The sequence below is a fragment of the Mycobacterium sp. PSTR-4-N genome (assembly GCF_022348085.1).
GTDB lineage: Bacteria > Actinomycetota > Actinomycetes > Mycobacteriales > Mycobacteriaceae > Mycobacterium.
Genome location: NZ_JAKRFN010000007.1, coordinates 132,643 through 150,159 on the forward strand (window position 1 = coordinate 132,643; position 17,517 = coordinate 150,159).

The following is a 17,517-nucleotide window of genomic DNA, read 5'->3' on the forward strand; positions in this document are numbered from 1 at the left end:
TCAGCCGCCACGCGAGCCAAGTACGTGAATTGATACGTCGGGCGCTCGGCCCCTCCGGTCAACCTATCGAGGTAGCCAATCGCCCGATACACCCCATCGTCAGCACCGCGACGCGTGACAATCAACCTCGACCGACGAAGACCTGGGTCAGCATCTGTCGACTCGACTAAGAGATCAACGGAGTGCATCACGGATTCGCTTTCGATTAGTGGCTAGTGCTGTCCTCACGAAACTACGGGTCGGGTCCGACAGATTTGGTGTCGCTGCAACGATATCGAAGCATAGATCCAGGTCAACGTTGGTTATTTGAGCTGTCCAGTGTTGTCGTGCCGCGCCTCCGCAGACTGACAGGGCCTCAGCGGCGACATCTATCAGGCTGATCGCCTCGCCGGCGTTAAAGCGTTTTGTCCGCCCGTGCTCGCACCACTGCACGACGGTTTTCTGCTCAATTCGCTGGGCACGGACCCTATCCTCGTCACCGCTGGCGAGGGCCGACCCGTGATCAAAGCTTGGACCGAGGCAAACGTCGCCCGTCCTGGAGTTTTGCAGCACTCCCCAATTGTGCGCATGCCGGTCAGTGTTCGCGATCCAGGCGTCCAGGAGCAGATAGCCCGCGAAGACATCGAATGCGGGCCAGTCGGCGTAACTGGTGCCCTCCGGACCTTGCAGCCCCTCTAATGCTTCGCGAATGGCGCTAATCGTATGGCCGCGGCAGGATTTGGCATCGAACTCGTCGTCGCGCTCGGCAAGCAATGCTGCTCCCGGGGTCCATGCCCACGCGCGAGGCCGCATGTCTCGGCTCATCGAGCCATAGACGCGTTCGTGGGTGCGTAACTGAACAACTGTCGCCAACTCCGTTTCCGCTGCAGGCACAGACAGCAGCTGGGCGACCTCGTAGGAGATCTTCTCCGCCCAGTCCTCTCCGCGAACGAGCACGTCGGGTTTGTCGCCGCGATGCTGACGTTCTTTGGACAGTTCGAGGGTTTTGATGCGGCGTGGCTTGAACAACCAGTGCCCGGCATGCGGCGAGGTCTCTGGTGCTATGAACCATCGTTTCGCTTCGTCACCTCCTGGTTCGCTCTCACCGCGAGTCCAGTCGGCGAGGTCGACGACTTCGTAGCTGTCCACCACGGTGCGAACTCTAAGTGGGGGCTCCGTGAGACGGGGCGAGGCAGAGCGGCGCGCCCGTCCGCAGCAAGGGCCTGCGACTTAGAACGGCGCCATGCCGAAGGGTATGTTCGTTAGCCAAGGCTCACCTCGGAGAAAGTGTTGTGGATGTCAACCCGTCGCACTCGCTGGAATCGCATCGTCGCCCTCATTGTCGCGGGGGGGCTGGCAGCAGGTCTTACTGCCTGCTCGTCCTCCGAGGAGGAGGACGGCCTGCTGGTCTACAACGCGCAGCACGAGTCGCTGACCAAGGAGTGGATCGACGCCTTCACCAAGGAGACCGGCATCAAGGTCACCTATCGCCAGGGCGGCGACACCGAGTTGGGCAACCAGTTAATCGCCGAGGGCGACGCTTCGCCGGCCGACGTGTTCCTTACCGAGAACTCGCCCGCCATGGCCGCGGTCGAGAGGGACGGCCTGTTCACCGACGTCGACGAAGCCACGATCGCTCAGGTGCCACCACAGTTCCGCCCCGCCACGAGTAAGTGGACCGGCGTCGCCGCCCGTACCACCGTGTTCGCCTACGACAAGACCAAGCTCACCGAGGCTCAGCTGCCGACTTCGATCATGGATCTGGAAAAGCCAGAGTGGAAGGGCCGCTGGGGTGCCCCGCCGGTCAAGCCCGACTTCCAGGCCATCGTCGCGGCAATGCTGGAACTCACCGGTGAACGGGCCACCGGCCAGTGGCTGGCCGGCATGAAGGCAGGCGCGGAGATTTACTCCGACAACATCGCCACGCTGCGCGCCGTCAACGACGGCCAGGTCGAGGGCGGGATCATCTACCACTATTACTGGTTCCGCGATCAGTCGCAGACCAAGGAAATCTCGGGCAACACCGCGCTGCACTACTTCCGGAACCAGGACCCGGGCGCCTTCGTCTCGATCTCCGGCGGCGGCATCTTGAACTCCAGCAAGAAGAAGGAAGACGCCCAGAAGTTTTTGACCTTCATCACCAGCAAGGCCGGCCAAGAAGTGCTCGAGAAGGGCACGTCGTTCGAGTACCCCGTGGCCAGCGGCGTTCCGGCCAACCCCGCGCTGGTGCCGCTTGTCGACCTGCAGGCACCCGCCGTGAACCCGTCGAACCTCGACGCGCAGAAGGTCACCGACCTGATGACGAAGGCGGGCCTGCTTTAGATGGGTGGCTGACGTTAGTACCGCCGCCGCGACGGCCGTCGACGCGGCGCTGCTCGACGCCTTGCCGCCGTCGGAGGTGCCCGGCCGGGCAGCTGCCACGCGGCCGGGGCCGGTCCTCACCGCCGGTGTGGTGCTGCTGGTCGTGGCGGCGTTCGTGCCGATCGGGTACGTCGCCTGGTCGGTGGTGTCGCTGGGGCCGACGCGGGTCTGGGAACTCCTCGCGCGGCCACGCGTGCTCGAATTGTTCGTCAACACCGTCGGTCTCGTCGTCGTCACGGTCCCGATCTGCATCGTGCTCGGCATCGGGGCGGCATGGCTGGTGGAACGCTCCGACATTCCCGGCCGGGCGATCTGGCGACCGATGTTCGTCGCTCCCCTGGCGGTGCCCGCCTTCATCAACAGCTACGCATGGGTCAGCGTCGTCCCGACCCTGCACGGCTTCTGGGCAGGCATTCTCGTCGCCTCGCTGTCGTACTTCCCGTTCGTCTACGTGCCCGCCGCCGCCACGCTCCGTCGCCTCGACCCGGCGATCGAGGAATCCGCACGCACGCTCGGTTCCAGCCCGGCGGCCGTATTCCGGCGCGTGGTGCTGCCACAGCTTCGCCTGGCGGTCCTCGGCGGCGGACTGCTCATCGGCGTGCACCTGCTGGCCGAGTACGGCGCGTTCGCCATGCTGCGCTTCTCGACGTTCACCACCGCGATCTTCGAACAGTTCCAGGCCACGTTCGACGGCGCGGCGGGCAGCACGCTCGCAGGCGTTCTGATGCTGCTGTGCCTGGTGTTGCTCGTTGGCGAGGCCGGGGTGCGCGGCAACGCCCGCTACGCCCGACTCGGTTCCGGCGCCCAGCGCACCTCGCTGCCCCATCGCCTCGGGAGCATGACGTTTCCCGCAGTTGCCGCCCTCGCCGCACTGGCCGCGCTCGCCCTCGGCGTTCCGGTGTGGACGATCCTGCGGTGGCTGTGGATCGGCGGCAGCGACGTGTGGGCGCTCGGCGAGATCGTACCGTCGACGGTGCAGACTGTGGCGCTGGCCGCCGCGGCCGCGGCGTTGACGACGGTGCTGGCGTTCCCCTTCGCCTGGATCGCGGTGCGGCACCGCGGCTTCTTCGCCCGCTTCGTCGAGGGCTCGAACTTCGTGACGAGTTCGATGCCAGGCATCGTGACCGCGCTCGCGCTCGTCACCGTGGCGATCCGCTTCGCACCGCCTCTGTACCAGACGGCGACGCTGGTCCTCGCGGCCTATGTGCTGATGTTCATGCCCCGCGCGATGGTCAACCTGCGGTCGGGGTTGGCCCAAGTGCCGCCGACGTTGGAGGAGGCGTCGCGTTCGCTCGGTGTCTCCCCCACCCGCACGCTGCTGCGAGTCACCTTGCGGCTCACCGCACCTGCCGCCGCCGCCGGTGCCTCGCTGGTATTCGTCGCCGTGGCCACCGAGCTGACCGCCACCCTGCTGCTGGCGCCGACGGGCACCAACACCCTGGCGATGCGATTCTGGTCGCTGTCGAGCGAACTGTCCTACGCCAGCGCCGCACCGTATGCGCTGCTGCTCGTCGTGCTCGCGGTTCCGGTGACAGTCGTGCTGTTCCAGCAGTCCAGCAGGGCGGCCGCGCTATGACGATCCACGGGGCTACCGGCAACGCGCTCGACGTCACCGGGCTAACCAAGGCCTTCGGCAGCCACACCGTGCTGCACGGCATCGACCTCGGCGTCACCGCGGGCACGATCACCGCCGTGGTCGGCGCCTCCGGCTGCGGCAAGACCACGCTGCTGCGTCTGGTCGCCGGCTTCGAGAACCCCGATGCGGGAACGGTTTCCATCGCCGGACGCCAGGTAGCAGCAGCCGGCAGCAGTATCCCCGCGCATCGCCGCGACGTGGGCTACGTCGCGCAGGACGGCGCGCTGTTCCCGCACCTGACCGTGGGCCAGAACATCGCCTACGGGCTGTCGGGCCGCCGCAACGTCCAGCCGCGCGTCGCCGAACTCCTCGCTACCGTCTCCCTCGACGAGTCCTACGCCGCACGCCGGCCGCACGAACTCTCCGGGGGACAGCAGCAGCGCGTGGCCCTCGCCCGCGCCCTCGCCCGCCAGCCCGCGCTCATGCTGCTCGACGAACCGTTCAGCGCCCTGGACACCGGACTGCGGGCGTCGACCCGCAAGGCCGTGGCGACGCTGCTCTCCGACGCCGGCGTCACGACCCTGATCGTCACTCACGATCAGGAGGAGGCGCTGTCGATCGCCGACCAGGTCGCGGTGATGCGCGACGGCCGATTCACCAAAGTCGGTACGCCGCAGGCGGTCTACCGAGAACCCAACGATCGTTTCACCGCCGAATTCCTCGGTGACTGCGTGCTGCTGCCGTGCACGGTGACCGGCGGGGTCGCCACCTCGGCACTGGGCCGGCTGCCGGTCCGCGGCACCGTACCCGACGGCGGTGGCACGCTGATGCTCCGCCCGGAGCAATTGGAGGCGGCGGCGGTCTCCGACGACGACCGCAGCGACGGGATGGCGACGGTTCTGGCGTCGGAGTTCCGCGGCCACGACGTCCTGCTCACCGTCGACCTCGGCGGCGACGCCGCGCCGATCACCGTCCGTCAGCACAGTGTCGCGCCGCCCGCGGTCGATGCAAAGGTCCGCATCCACGTCACCGGTGCCGCCGTGGTGTTCGGCGACCGCCCGCGCGACGGGCGATGACCGCGCCGTGATGTTCGAGCGGCTCGTTGACCACCTTGCGTGCCACGGCGACGCCGTCGCGGTGCTCACCGCCGAGAAGGCCGTTACCTACGCCGAACTCGCGACGCAGGTCGCGACCCGCGCCGAGGAACTGGGTACTTGCCGCAAGCTCGTCCTGCTCGAGACCCGCAACGACCTGCCCACGCTGGTGACCTACCTCGGTGCGCTCGCCGGCCACCACGTGGTGCTGCCCGTGCCCGCGGGCGGCGACCGCCGGTCGGTCGTCGACACCTACCACCCCGACGTCATCGTCACCGACGGCGTCATCACCGAGGGCACACGCCACCGTCCCGCCCCCGAACTCCACCCGGACCTGGCCCTGCTGCTCTCGACGTCCGGCAGTACCGGCTCCCCCAAGCTGGTGCGATTGTCCCGGTTCAATCTCGCCGCCAACGCCGAGTCGATCGCCACCTATCTCGCCATCACCCGAACCGACAGGGCCGCAACGACTCTGCCGATGTCGTACTGCTACGGCCTGTCGGTGACCCACAGTCACCTGCTACGCGGAGCCGCGCTCGTGCTCACCGAACTGTCCGTGGTCGACGACGACTTCTGGAACGTGTTCCGGAAGCGCGGCGCAACGTCGTTCGCCGGCGTACCGCACACCTTCGAACTGCTCGACCGGATCGGCTTCGAGGCGATGTCGCTGCCGAACCTGCGCTACGTCACCCAGGCCGGCGGACGGCTCGACCCGGACCGCGTGCGCCGGCTCGCAAACCTCGGCTACCGCGCGGGGTGGCGGTTCTTCGTCATGTACGGCGCCACCGAGGCCACCGCACGCATGGCCTACCTGCCGCCAGAACTCGCCCACGACCACCCCGAGTCGATCGGCATCCCGATCCCCGGCGGGTCGTTCCGCATCGAACCGGTCGACGGAATGCCCGACGGAACCGGCGAACTCGTCTACCGCGGACCCAACGTCATGATGGGGTACGCACACACCGCCGCCGATCTCGCCGCCGACGCCGGAGTCGAGGAACTGCGCACAGGCGACATCTCCCGGCAGCGCCCCGACGGCCTCTACGAGGTGGTCGGGCGCAGCGACCGGTTCGTCAAGCTCTACGGACTGCGCATCGACCTGCAACGCGTCGAGTCGGCCCTGCACGCCGACGGCGTCACCGCGATCTGCACCGACGGCGACGGCCTGCTGCTCGTCGGCGCCGCCGACCGTCCCGAGGACACCGACGTCGCTGCCGCGGCGGCCGACGCGTCGGGTCTCCCCGGTGCGGCGATCCGGGTGGTCGACGTCTACGAGATCCCCCGCCTGCCCACCGGCAAGCCGGACTATCGCAGCCTACGCGAGCGGGCCGCCGACCGGACGACCGACGATGCCCGCCTGGACCTGCGCGGTCTGTTCGCCGACGTGCTGCAGATCGACACGGCCGACGTCGATCCCCGCAGCAGCTTCGTCGACCTCGGCGGCAACTCGCTGTCTTACGTCGCCATGTCGGTGCGGCTCGAACGCGCGCTCGGGCACCTGCCCGCGGATTGGCAGCGGCTGCCGCTGAGCGAGCTGGAGTCCGCCCGCAAAACCCGCCGGTGGTGGGGAACAACGCTCGAGACCAGCGTGGCGCTGCGTGCGGCAGCAATCGTCCTGGTCGCCGGATCGCACGCGGAGCTGTGGGTGCTGTGGGGCGGCGCGCACATCCTGCTGGGCGTCGCCGGATACAACTTCGGCCGCTTCTGCCTCACCCCCCTGCCGCGCGCCACCCGGGTGCGCCACCTGGTCAGCACCATCGGCTGGATCGCCGTGCCCGCTTTTCTGTGGGTGGCATTCGCGCTACTCGTCACCGACGACTACGCGGCCTCGAATCTACTGCTGGCCAACAAGTTCCTCGGTCCAGGAGACAGCATGACCGCCGGGCGGCTGTGGTTCGTCGAAGTCCTGGTGTGGGTCCTGGTGGGGTTGGCGCTGCTGTGCGCGACGCGGTGGGGCGACCGCGCCGAACGCCGGTGGCCGTTCGGCGTTGCGGCGGCATTCCTGGCCCTGGGCATGGCCCTGCGATGGGACGTCTTCGGCATCGGGCTCGGCAGGGCCGCCTGGTTCACCATCCTGGCGTTCTGGTTCTTCGCCATCGGCTGGGCCGCCTCGAAGTCGTCGACGGTGTGGCAGCGGATCGCCGTGACCGCGGTCCTCGCCGTCGGAATCGTCGGGTACTTCGGCCAACCCAACCGCGAGGCCTTGGTGTTCATCGGGCTGGCGCTGCTGATCTGGCTGCCCGCCATCCGGTGCCCATCCGCTTTGACGGTCACCGCAGGCGTGATCGCCGAGGCGTCACTGTTCATCTATCTCACGCACTACCAGGTGTATCCGCTGTTCGGCGAACAGAAGCTCGTCGGCGTGCTGGCCGCGATCGTCGTCGGCATCCTGCTGACCCAGCTGGTCACGCTAACTCGCAAAAAGGCTCACCGATACACGCCGACCGCCATCACTCGAGGTCAGGCTGCCGCTCGGCGGTGAGACCCCGCTGCGCCACCGGGGCCCGCGATCACCTTCATAAACCTCGGATCTCTGCGCGCACCGACGCACCGAACGATCCGAGACGATACGCGCCGCAGGGCAGCTCTCCAGCGAGGTGTCCGCGCTCGATGGTCAGCCGATCTAGCAGAGGCCGTATGTCTTCGGCTAGTAGCGCCACGCGGAAGACCGCCGCGACCTTGTGCTGGCGGTCGAGGACCATCGTTGGTGGGCACCACGCTGGTCGGATAGTACGTCCCAGGGTGATAGGCGGATCGGTTGGAGATAGCTTCGACACTTAGCGGCGATCGGTGAAGGCTAATGGGTCCCTGTCAGGTCCTCGAGGGCTACATCCCGCCGGGACGGTGGGGGCAGGCGCGCTGCATGTTGGCGCACATCGGACACTTCTCCATTGGCATCATCATCATGGAGCCCGTGCAACACCAAAACAGCTGCGTAGGAGTGCCGTTGTCGTAAACCACCGCCATGGGCTGTGGGCCGACTGCATCAAAGTAGATCGCCCCGCTGGAGGCTTGGCCCTCGCCGAGGGTGGTAGCCGGAAGGCCCTGTGGGCTGGCGATCTGCCACAAGACGGGATAACGCTGCCCGGCTGCGGTAACCGTGTACAGATTCGGAATGATCGGAGTCACCGTGCCGGTGACGGCTCGAACGGTGGCCGAAGCTTCCCAGACTTGACCGCGGGCAGTGTATCCGGGCAAGGCGACCGAAGACTCTCGCAGATCCGAGATGACCCACTCCTGGACGACTGCGCCCCCCGCATCGGTGAGCTGTTGAGGCGAGCCGAACTGATGTCCGCACGGCATCGCCGCCACAGCGGGCGGCGCGAGAGTAGCTCCGGCACCGAGAAGAGTCACGCAGGCGAGTACCGCCATGATGACGCGAAAACGCATATTGGGTGGTCCTTCCGCGCGATGTGAGTAGGCGGTCGCGGGCGCGTACGCAGCATAGCGAACATCTACGGAGCTAGATAGTAGTCGGTCGCCCCTGCGCGGTAAGCAACTGCACGCGGAAGCATCGATCAAGGAAGCTCGGAACAGGTGTCGCACGGTCAGTACGGATAATTGAGGGCCGATCAGCAGTGGTCGAGACTTAGCAAGCGGGTTCTCAGGAAGTGACATGCGCGCACGACCACACCTATCGGTGACAGATGAATCTCGTTCGGGTTGAGATGTGGTGTCAGGCAACCGCTTCGGGGAAAGCACTGTCATCCTGATTCCGTGGCGCCTAGGACAGCGAGGAAGACCGACAGCAGACTGGCTGCTCGGCTTGCCGCGCTGGCCTCGTTGGGCGCTTCTCTTATCCATTTCGCCGTTGTGCCTGCTCACTGGCAGGAGTGGATGCCGGCGGGCTTGTTCTTCGTTGCGGTCGCGCTCTTCCAATTGATATGGGCGCGGGCTGTGCTGGCCCGAACGACGATCCCCGTGCTTGCCGCCGGCATCACTCTCAACCTCGGAGCCATTGCTCTTTGGGCCCTGTCCAGGACCGCCGGGGCACCATTCGGCCCTAATGCGGGGGAAGCCGAAGTGGTGCAGGCCGCGGACCTTTGTGCGCTGCTGCTTCAGGTTTATGTTGTGATGGGCGCTGCCTGGGTGTGGTACCGCGGCCTGCAAGGAGAGCCGGTACCGGTGTTCGGCAGCGCGATGGTCCTCATGGGCGCAGTCGGTGTCGTGGCGCTGGCGTCCACAGTGGGAGTTGCTTCAGGTTTGCGGCACGGTGATCACGCTCCAGCAGGCGCAGCCGGTGGTCACCATGGGACGGCCGCCGAGGCTGCAGATGGTGACCACCACGGCACTGGCGCCGAGCCGGAGGAGGGTAGTGATCGTGGGACGAGTGCCGAGCATGCCGATGGCCACGATGGCGGTCGTCCAGAGTCGGTCATCTCGCCGCCGGTGAGCGTGCCTGGCGGCGAGCCGCCGACGGCGGCGCCGGCAGGAGCCCCGGCCCCATCCGCTGCGCCATTGAACGACGCCCATGGCGATCACGATCACGGCGACTGAAAATCTGATCTCTCGCTGGAGTCGGTTCCTAGACGATTGGTAGGTGCCCAGTCGGTAGGTATCGTGATCGACCGGCACCCAGAGGTCAGCTCGCCGGAAGGCCGCAACCCGTCACCATCAACGCATGCCGTTCAGCCCATTCGTGAGCCCATAGTGCCTGCGACCTGCCCCGCAGCGCGCATTGCGCGGATCGAGCCCGCCGCTAACCGGTCCTAACGGTTGAGAACCGCGCGTGTGCTGGCCTCAGGGCTCAGGTCGAGGCGGCGCAACAGTTGCGCGTTGAGCGCCACGACGATCGTCGACAGTGACATGAGGATGGCGCCGACTGACATCGGTAAGACGAATCCGATCGGTGCGAGCACACCGGCAGCCAGCGGCACTGCGATGAGGTTGTATCCGGCGCCCCACCAGAGGTTCTGCTTCATTTTTCGGTAGCTGGCTCGCGACAGTTCGATGACCGACAGCACCAAGCGCGGGTCGGAGCTTGCCAGGATCACACCGGCAGAGGCGATGGCGACGTCGGTGCCGGCGCCGATCGCGATGCCGACGTCGGCCTGTGCCAACGCGGGGGCATCGTTGACGCCATCGCCGACCATCGCGACCTTCTTGCCCTCCTGTTGCAGCGCAGCAACTTTCGACGCCTTGTCTTCCGGGCGTACTCCGGCGAACACCCGATCTATGCCGAGTTCGTGACCTACCGCCTGCGCGACCGCTTCGGCGTCACCGGTGATCATGACCACCTCGACGCCGAGCTTGTGCAAGGCATCGACGGCGTCGCGCGACTCGGGGCGGATCTCGTCGGCCAGGCGGAGGCCGCCGACCACAGCACCGTCTCGGATGACGTGCAGGATGATCGCGCCCTCGTCGCGCCACGAGGTCGCCGCGTGAACCTCTTGCGCGCCGATCTCTTCGAGCAGGCGGGGGCCGCCCACGCGGATCTCGTGCCCGTCGACCGTGGCAGTCACGCCGACGGCGGGAGACGACGAGAAGCCTTTCGCGCGTGGCACAGTCAGTCCCCGCTCGTCGGCGGCTTTCACGATCGCTCGTGCCAGGGGGTGTTCACTGTCGGCTTCGGCGGCGGCCGCGAGGGCGAGCACGGAGTCGTCGTCGAGGTCGCCGCGGACCTCGATCGCGGTCACGGTTGGTTCGCCCTTTGTCAGGGTGCCGGTTTTGTCGAAGAGAACGGCGTCGACGGTGCGCATGCCTTCTAGGGCCAGGCGATCCTTGATCAGCACGCCTCCCCGCGCAGCGCGTTCGGTGGCGATCGAGACGACAAGTGGTATCGCTAATCCCAACGCATGGGGGCAGGCGATGACGAGCACGGTAATGGCTCTTATGACCGAGGCGTCGGGGTCTCCGACAATCGACCACGCCACGGCTGTGATGGCAGCAGTCCCCAGGGCAAACCAGAACAGCCACCCGGCCGCCCGGTCGGCGAGGCGCTGGGCTCGCGAGGACGAGTTCTGCGCTTCGGTAACCAGGCGCTGGATTCCCGCCAGGGCGGTGTCGTCACCGGTGGCGGTGATTTCGACCCGAAGCCCGGAATCGGTGGCGACAGTTCCAGCCGTCACCGCATCTCCGACGCCGCGGGCCACCGGCCGCGATTCACCGGTCACCATCGACTCGTCCATGTCCGCTCGCCCCTCGACGATTCTGCCGTCGGCGGGGATGCTGCCGCCGGGTCGGACGACTACCAGATCACCGACTTTTAGGTCGGCGGGCGACACGGTGATGATTCGTTCGCCGTCGACCTTTTCGGCCTCGTCGGGAAGCAGGGCCGCCAGGGAGTCCAGTGCGGAGGTGGTCTGAGCCAAGGAGCGCATTTCGACCCAGTGTCCGAGCAGCATGATGACGATCAGCAGCGCCAGTTCCCACCAGAACTCCAGTTCGTGGTGGAGCAGGCCCAGGCTCGCGCCCCAGGAGGCGAAGAATGCGACGGTGATGGCCAGCCCGATGAGCAGCATCATTCCCGGTTTTCGGGAACGGATTTCGCTGACGGCGCCGGTAAGGAAGGGACGTCCCCCGACGACATACATGACCGTGCCCAACAGTGGCGCGATCCAGCGGCCACCGGGGACGTCGGGTACTTCGTAGCCGAGCAGCATCGCGAACATGGTCGAGAACGCGATGACCGGGACGGCAATGATCAGGTTGATCCAGAAGAGCTTCCGGAACTGAGCCACATGATCGGCGCCGTGCCCGGCATGACCCCCATGGCCGGCATGGTCGTCGTGGTGGGGGCCGGAGTCGTGAACGGCGTGCTCGCCATGGCCCTCATGGTCGGCGTGAACGCCGGTGTGGGATGTCGCTAATGCGTGCTCGTCGTGGCTGGTCATGTTGTGCTCTCCTTGAGGAGTCTCACGTGTTCGTTCGCGCGGGTGCGTAGGAGCGAGGCGGCGTCAGTGCACCGCCGTTGCGGGTCATGACCGCACGAGGCGGGCGATGGCATCGGAGGCTTCGGTGAGTTTGGCATCGGCAGCGGGTCCCCCGGCGGCAGCAGCGTCTCGAACGCAGTGTCGGAGATGGTCGTCGAGCAGTGCCAGCGCGACGCTTTGCAGGGCCTTGGTCAGGGCGTCAGCTTGGGTGAGGATGTCGATGCAATAGCGTTCCCCCTCGATCATCCGACTGATGCCGCGGGCTTGGCCCTCAATACGTTTCAAGCGTTTGAGGTACTTGTCCTTATCGGTGATGTAGCCGTGGTGGACTGAACCCGATGCCGGGCAGTGGTCAGCGTCGTCGACGTGAGTCATGGCAACTCCTTCGGTCTGTGGGTTGGGAGGCCGGGGTTCGGCAGGTCAGTCACGCCGCGCTGGCGTACTTGTCGGGGTCTCGGTCGAAGCGCGGTCCACATCCTTTGCAGCAGAACCAATACCGTCGGCCTCGGTAGTCGCGGAATAGGCCCGCGGCTTCGGCGGCCGCCTTGTTCACCGGCGTGCCGGGCATGACCGGGCATGTTGTCTCGTCCGTTACGGGGTCGAGGAGGTTCGTGGTCCCCGGATTGATGACCGTCGTGTCGAGGTCTTGTGTTGAGCCGCTGCAGCAGCAGCTCGACGTCAGGTTCTTGTTGTCGGACATGAGTTCTCCTTGATGCAGAAGGGGTTCAGTGGGTAGGGGCAGAGGATGTGGATGTGGATTTGAAGCCGCGCAGTCGCAGGCTGTTGCCCATGACGAAGACGCTGGAGAACGCCATGGCCGCGCCGGCGAGCATGGGGTTGAGCATGCCCAGTGCAGCAACCGGTATGGCGGCAACGTTGTAGGCGAACGCCCAGAACAGGTTCGTCTTGATCGTCGATAGTGTCCTGCGGGACAGCCGGATCGCGTCGACGGCGCTGCGCAGGTCGCCGCGTACCAGGGTGATGTCGGAGGCTTCGATCGCGACATCTGTTCCGGTACCCATAGCCAGGCCGAGGTCGGCTTGGGCGAGGGCAGGCGCATCGTTGACGCCATCGCCGACCATCGCCACGGTCTTGCCCTCGGATTGCAGCCGGAGAATAACGTCGACTTTGTCTTTCGGCATCACCTCGGCGATCACAGTGTCGATGCCGACCTCGGCGGCGATCTGGCGGGCGACGGCTTCGTTGTCCCCAGTGAGCAGCACCGGCGTCAAGCCCATCTGGCGCATCTGTGAGATTGCCTGCGCACTGGTGGGTTCAACGGTATCCGCGACGACGAGTACGCCGCGAGCCTCACCGTCCCAGCCGACGGCGACCACCGTCTTGCCCCGCGCTTCGGCCGCTTCTTTCGCCTGCGCCAACTCTGGGCTGAGGTGTTGGGACCAGTCGGCGAGCAGTGATTCGCGCCCCACGACCACGGCGTGGCCGTCCACGATGCCCTGCACACCCTTGCCTTCGACATTGGCGAAATCCTCAGGGGTGGGCAGCGTCCCGAGTTCTTCGGTCGCAGCGACGGCGATTGCTTGGGCGATCGGGTGCTCTGAGGCGTTCTCCAACGCCCCTGCCAGCCGGAGCAGGTTCCCGCGGTCGGTTCCCGGGGCGGTGATGACGTCGACCAGGGTCATCTTGCCGGTGGTGACGGTGCCGGTCTTGTCCAGCACCACGGTGTCGACCTTGCGGGTGGACTCCAGCACCTCCGGGCCCTTGATCAGAACGCCCATTTGCGCGCCGCGACCGGTGCCCACCAGCAGTGCCGTCGGTGTGGCCAAGCCGAGCGCGCAGGGGCAGGCGATTACCAGCACGGCAACGGCGGCGGTGAAGGCGGCCGCGACCGGGAAGCCCGCGCCCAACCACGCTCCGAGTGTGATCACCGCGATCGCGAGGACGATCGGCACGAAGACACCGGAGATGCGATCGGCTAGCCGCTGGACCTGGGCTTTGCCGGTCTGGGCGTTCTCCACCAGCTGGGCCATCTGCGCCAACTGGGTGTCGGAACCGATGCGGGTGGCGCGTACCACCAGTCGCCCACCGGCGTTGACGGTTGCACCGACCACGGTGTCACCTGGGCCGACCTCCACGGGGACCGATTCGCCGGTCAGCATCGAGACATCGACCGCCGATGTCCCCGATACCACCACCCCGTCGGTGGCGATCTTCTCTCCCGGTCGCACGACGAACTCGTCGCCCACTATCAGGTCCTCGACGGCGATCTTCGTTTCCGCGCCGTCGCGCAGCACGGATACCTCCTTGGCGCCCATCTCTAGGAGGGCGCGCAGCGCCGCACCGGCCTGCCGTTTGGACCGCTTCTCGAAATAGCGCCCCGCAAGGATGAATGTTGTGACGCCAGCGGCGACTTCGAGGTAGATGTTGGCGGCGCCGTGAGACGGTGCGAGTGTCAGTTCGAACGGATGCTTCATTCCCGGGGTGCCGGCGGTCCCGAAGAACAGCGCGTACAGCGACCACAGGAAGGCCGACAAGGTGCCCAGGGAGATGAGCGTGTCCATCGTCGCCGTAGCGTGCCGCAGGTTGGCCCAGGCAGCGCGGTGAAACGGCCAGGCCGCCCAGACGATCACCGGCGCAGCCAACACCAGCGACGCCCACTGCCAGTAGGTGAATTGCAGCGTGGGGATCATCGCCATCGCGATGACCGGCACCGATAGCAGCACCGAACCGGTCAGCCGGTGGCGCAGGGACACCATGTCGGGGTCGTCGGTCTCGCCTGTCTCTCCGGGCGGGGCGGGCTTCTCCGGTGTGGGTAGCGCGGCGCTGTAGCCGGCATTTTCCACCTCGGCGAGCAGCTGCGCGGGATCGTATCCGTCGGGCACCGTGACGGTGGCCTTCTCGGTCGCGTAGTTGACTGTTGCCGCGACGCCATCGATCTTGTTGAGCGTGCGTTCGATGCGGTTGGCGCAGGAGGCGCAGGTCATTCCTCCGATGCGGAGCTCAATGCTCGGGCCGGACACGGGCGTCGACGTCGTCATGTGTGCCAGTGCCTTTCAGTTTTCTAGGTGGACGGAGGTCGTCAGTGCCCGCCGGCATGGCCGGCGTCGCGCGACGGTTCTGGCGCGGGCTGATTGGTGGCGCCGCGTGCGGCGTCGACGACGAACGTGGCGGTGTGCACGGTGTCGTCGACCTTGAAGTCGAGGTAGAGCAGGTAGCGACCGGCGGTGGGTGCGGTCGCTGCGAACGTCACCGCAGGCCCGCCAGTGCGGTCCCCCACCGGTTCAGCGCCCTCAGGGTGCACGTGCAGATACGCCATGTCACCTTCACGCAGCGCGACGAGGTGCCCGTATGCCCCCAGGTAGGGCTGCAATGTCGTCACCGGCTCGCCGTCACGGATGATTCTCGCTGTGAGCTGCTTCGAGACGCCGGCGGTGAGCGCACCGTCGAGTTCCACGGTGTAACCGGCAATTTCATCCACGGTGCGTGTGGTCATCGGGGGCGACGGGGCCAACTCGCCGGCCAGGTCGACCGTGCGGGTAAGCGTGAGTTTGGTGCTGCTGGCCTGGGCGGGCTGAAAGTCCGCGAACACCCGGTAGGCCCCGGCGGCCTTCCACATCCAGGGCGTCGACCATATGCCGGTTGCCCGATCCAGGACCGGGTGGACGTGCGCGAAATGCTGACCATCAGAACGGACGACGATGAGATGCAGCTGCTTGTCGTGCACAGTCGCGTAGTCCAGCAGCGGCGTGCCGCTGGGACCAGCAATGGTGAAGCTCAACCTGCCACGATCGTTGGGTGCTCCGGGTCCCCGTACCGCGCTGAGCGTGTATCCGTCTTGGGCGAGTGACAACCCCGGCGGATCAGCGGACAGAGGTGATACCGGCAACGCCTGCTCGGTCGGCGCGCTGTGATCAGCCGCGGGCTCAGCGCCAACGTGCTGAGTGGCCGTCACCGCGGTGTCGGGGACGACCGCCGCGGCGGTGACGTACGCAGCCGTGAACGCCACCGCCAGTCCGGCACCGAAAGCGGCCAACCGTCCTGCAGCGTTCATACGACCCGCACCGCCGAATAGCCGGCCTCGTCGACCGCACGCAAGATCTGGGCGTCATCGACGGGACCGCTGGAGGTCACGATCAGAGTGCCCGCCGTGGCGCTGACCTCGACGTCTTGAACACCGGCGACCCCGCTGACTTCTTCCCGCACTGACAGCTCGCAGTGCCCGCAGGTCATTCCTGTGACGGCGTACGTGACCGTGTTCATGACCGAACTCCCATCTTCGCTCTCGGTAGTACCCCTACCGGGTATGCGTACATCAAGGTATACCCCCAGAGGGTATGTTGCAAGGGTGGGTTTTTCGGGCTCTTGCTGATGCCGCGTCGACGCAGGCCGAGGCATTCCCGACGAAGGGAGAGACGAATGGTGATGCGAACGTTGCACGTCGGGGATGACGGCTGGCCGCTCATGGGCGAGGTCATCGGCCGCGGCGAGCTGATCATCATGCTGCACGGCGGTGGGCCCGATCACTACAGCATGCGGCCGCTTGCCACCCGCCTTGCTGGCCGGTATCGCGTTGCGCTGCCCGATATTCGAGGATATGGAGCGCATCGCGATGCCCCGATCCGACGTTGCACCTCTGGGATCAGTACGTCACCGACACTGTCGCGATCATGCACGCGCTCGACGCCACGTCCACCCACCTTGTCGGCGCCGGCCTCGGCGGCACGATCGCTCCTTACGGACATGCCTCCAACACCCCCGGATCGCCCGGTCCGCGGTCATCATCAGTGCTGAAGCCATCGAGGACGACGACGACAAGGCCGCAGACGCAAAGCTGATGGACCGCTTCGCCGACCGCGCCCGCGCCCGCGGTCTACAGGCCGCCTGGGAGCTGTGTGTTCCTCACCTGCAGCCGCTTATTGCCAACCTCGTCACCAAGGCCATTCCGCGCGCTGACGCCCAAAGCGCCGCTGCCGCAGCGGCAATCGGTCACGATCGGGCCTTCGCCACAGCCGAGGAACTCCGGCGCATCAACACCCCGACGCTCATCATCGCCGGCGATGACCCACGTCACCCCGCGCAACTCGCGTGCACCCTCGTCGACGTCCGTCCGCAGGGAGTACTCGCCGAGGCCACAATGTCCGACCTGCTCGTCAACGCTGACGACATCGCGCACGCCTTCGGCCCGACAATCGAACAGTTCCTCGCCACCACGTCGGACCCCGGATACTTAAGGCGATCGACAACAGCGCCGCAGCTCCAGCCGTCAGCTGTAGCAGGCTTTCCCACTATCGGCCTTGATGGGGCGGCGCCCGCCGGCGATTTTGGCTCAACGTGCACAGGGCGATGCACGTGGCGATCGACCGCGTGGTTGAACTCTCGATGAGCCACCGGAACTTCTCTTGTGCCGTCACAAGCGATGGGCCTTCCCAGTCGACGAGGTACCCGCCGCGGATACAACCGCAAAGTACCCCTCGGGGGTATCCCCGCACAATGTGCGACCCATCGGATGTCCTCGCAAACCCGAGACGCCAGCCCTTAGTGCCAGCTTTATCGAATCTTCATCGAAGGACTAAGAAAGCCAAACGACTCACGAGCACACTCAAAGGCATACCCGTGAACGGTGAACCGTCGCCCGCGACCGGCCCTCGCGGCGCACCAGGCGGTGCCCCGCCCG

Annotated in this window: 14 protein-coding genes; 6 read left to right on the top strand and 8 right to left on the bottom strand. The window is 66.5% G+C overall.

Annotation, left to right across the window (positions count from 1 at the left end; genetic code table 11):
• Positions 1-174: 174 nt before the first annotated feature.
• Positions 175-1,131 (bottom strand): hypothetical protein, encoded by a 957-nt coding sequence (locus MHN84_RS12605; RefSeq protein ID WP_011893739.1) that lies wholly within the window; start codon positions 1,129-1,131, stop codon positions 175-177.
• A 144-nt stretch (positions 1,132-1,275) separates the two neighbouring features.
• Here MHN84_RS12605 and MHN84_RS12610 point away from each other — a divergent pair, with 144 nt between their 5' ends.
• The 4 genes from MHN84_RS12610 to MHN84_RS12625 are packed head-to-tail and all read left to right on the top strand — an operon-like array spanning position 1,276 to position 7,492.
• Positions 1,276-2,301: an iron ABC transporter substrate-binding protein gene (locus MHN84_RS12610; protein ID WP_011893738.1), complete on the top strand. Its 1,026-nt coding sequence runs from the start codon at positions 1,276-1,278 to the stop codon at positions 2,299-2,301.
• Between the two features lie 49 nt (positions 2,302-2,350).
• On the top strand, positions 2,351-3,916 hold the full coding sequence (locus MHN84_RS12615; protein ID WP_046365717.1) for an iron ABC transporter permease: 1,566 nt from the start codon (positions 2,351-2,353) through the stop codon (positions 3,914-3,916).
• A complete protein-coding gene (locus tag MHN84_RS12620) occupies positions 3,913-4,992 on the top strand; it encodes an ABC transporter ATP-binding protein (protein ID WP_011893736.1) in 1,080 nt (359 codons plus the stop codon). Before MHN84_RS12615 ends, MHN84_RS12620 begins: the two co-directional genes overlap by 4 nt.
• Before the next feature lie 10 nt (positions 4,993-5,002).
• Positions 5,003-7,492: an AMP-binding protein gene (locus MHN84_RS12625; protein WP_241204946.1), complete on the top strand. Its 2,490-nt coding sequence runs from the start codon at positions 5,003-5,005 to the stop codon at positions 7,490-7,492.
• Positions 7,493-7,836: 344 nt separating this feature from the next.
• Here MHN84_RS12625 and MHN84_RS12635 read toward each other — a convergent pair whose 3' ends face one another.
• The gene (locus MHN84_RS12635) at positions 7,837-8,400 is read right to left on the bottom strand and encodes a DUF1942 domain-containing protein (RefSeq protein ID WP_046362088.1); all 564 of its coding nucleotides are present in this window, start codon (positions 8,398-8,400) and stop codon (positions 7,837-7,839) included.
• A 273-nt stretch (positions 8,401-8,673) separates the two neighbouring features.
• Between MHN84_RS12635 and MHN84_RS12640 the strand changes: the two genes are divergently transcribed.
• Positions 8,674-9,507, top strand: a complete 834-nt coding sequence (locus MHN84_RS12640) for a hypothetical protein (protein WP_241204947.1) — start codon at positions 8,674-8,676, stop codon at positions 9,505-9,507.
• A gap of 212 nt (positions 9,508-9,719) precedes the next feature.
• On the opposite strand, the gene MHN84_RS12645 is transcribed toward MHN84_RS12640, so the two are convergent.
• The 6 genes from MHN84_RS12645 to MHN84_RS12670 all read right to left on the bottom strand — a co-directional run bounded on the left by MHN84_RS12645 (position 9,720) and on the right by MHN84_RS12670 (position 16,103).
• The gene (locus tag MHN84_RS12645) at positions 9,720-11,843 is read right to left on the bottom strand and encodes a heavy metal translocating P-type ATPase (RefSeq protein WP_241204948.1); all 2,124 of its coding nucleotides are present in this window, start codon (positions 11,841-11,843) and stop codon (positions 9,720-9,722) included.
• A gap of 84 nt (positions 11,844-11,927) precedes the next feature.
• The gene (locus MHN84_RS12650; RefSeq protein WP_046362086.1) at positions 11,928-12,257 is read right to left on the bottom strand and encodes a metal-sensitive transcriptional regulator; all 330 of its coding nucleotides are present in this window, start codon (positions 12,255-12,257) and stop codon (positions 11,928-11,930) included.
• 49 nt (positions 12,258-12,306) lie between these two features.
• Positions 12,307-12,582 carry a YHS domain-containing protein gene (locus tag MHN84_RS12655; RefSeq protein ID WP_046362085.1) on the bottom strand — a complete coding sequence of 92 codons (276 nt, stop codon included), beginning with the start codon at positions 12,580-12,582 and terminating at the stop codon, positions 12,307-12,309.
• A gap of 25 nt (positions 12,583-12,607) precedes the next feature.
• Positions 12,608-14,881 carry a cation-translocating P-type ATPase gene (locus tag MHN84_RS12660; protein ID WP_046362084.1) on the bottom strand — a complete coding sequence of 758 codons (2,274 nt, stop codon included), beginning with the start codon at positions 14,879-14,881 and terminating at the stop codon, positions 12,608-12,610.
• Positions 14,882-14,922: 41 nt separating this feature from the next.
• Positions 14,923-15,894, bottom strand: coding sequence for a hypothetical protein (locus tag MHN84_RS12665; protein WP_043416007.1), 972 nt, complete (start codon positions 15,892-15,894; stop codon positions 14,923-14,925).
• A complete protein-coding gene (locus tag MHN84_RS12670; RefSeq protein WP_043416008.1) occupies positions 15,891-16,103 on the bottom strand; it encodes a heavy-metal-associated domain-containing protein in 213 nt (70 codons plus the stop codon). Before MHN84_RS12670 ends, MHN84_RS12665 begins: the two co-directional genes overlap by 4 nt.
• A 574-nt stretch (positions 16,104-16,677) precedes the next feature.
• Here MHN84_RS12670 and MHN84_RS12675 point away from each other — a divergent pair.
• Positions 16,678-17,226, top strand: coding sequence for a hypothetical protein (locus tag MHN84_RS12675; RefSeq protein WP_241204949.1), 549 nt, complete (start codon positions 16,678-16,680; stop codon positions 17,224-17,226).
• Positions 17,227-17,517 lie beyond the last annotated feature (291 nt).

Bases quoted from the DNA above. Each gene is read 5' to 3' on its own strand.
- MHN84_RS12655 (WP_046362085.1), bottom strand. From the start codon at position 12,582: ATGTCCGACAACAAGAACCTGACGTCGAGCTGCTGCTGCAGCGGCTCA.
- MHN84_RS12610 (WP_011893738.1), top strand. From the start codon at position 1,276: ATGTCAACCCGTCGCACTCGCTGGAATCGCATCGTCGCCCTCATTGTC.
- MHN84_RS12665 (WP_043416007.1), bottom strand. From the start codon at position 15,894: ATGAACGCTGCAGGACGGTTGGCCGCTTTCGGTGCCGGACTGGCGGTG.
- MHN84_RS12620 (WP_011893736.1), top strand. From the start codon at position 3,913: ATGACGATCCACGGGGCTACCGGCAACGCGCTCGACGTCACCGGGCTA.
- MHN84_RS12625 (WP_241204946.1), top strand. From the start codon at position 5,003: ATGTTCGAGCGGCTCGTTGACCACCTTGCGTGCCACGGCGACGCCGTC.
- MHN84_RS12675 (WP_241204949.1), top strand. From the start codon at position 16,678: ATGGACCGCTTCGCCGACCGCGCCCGCGCCCGCGGTCTACAGGCCGCC.
- MHN84_RS12670 (WP_043416008.1), bottom strand. From the start codon at position 16,103: ATGAACACGGTCACGTACGCCGTCACAGGAATGACCTGCGGGCACTGC.
- MHN84_RS12635 (WP_046362088.1), bottom strand. From the start codon at position 8,400: ATGCGTTTTCGCGTCATCATGGCGGTACTCGCCTGCGTGACTCTTCTC.
- MHN84_RS12660 (WP_046362084.1), bottom strand. From the start codon at position 14,881: ATGACGACGTCGACGCCCGTGTCCGGCCCGAGCATTGAGCTCCGCATC.
- MHN84_RS12650 (WP_046362086.1), bottom strand. From the start codon at position 12,257: ATGACTCACGTCGACGACGCTGACCACTGCCCGGCATCGGGTTCAGTC.
- MHN84_RS12645 (WP_241204948.1), bottom strand. From the start codon at position 11,843: ATGACCAGCCACGACGAGCACGCATTAGCGACATCCCACACCGGCGTT.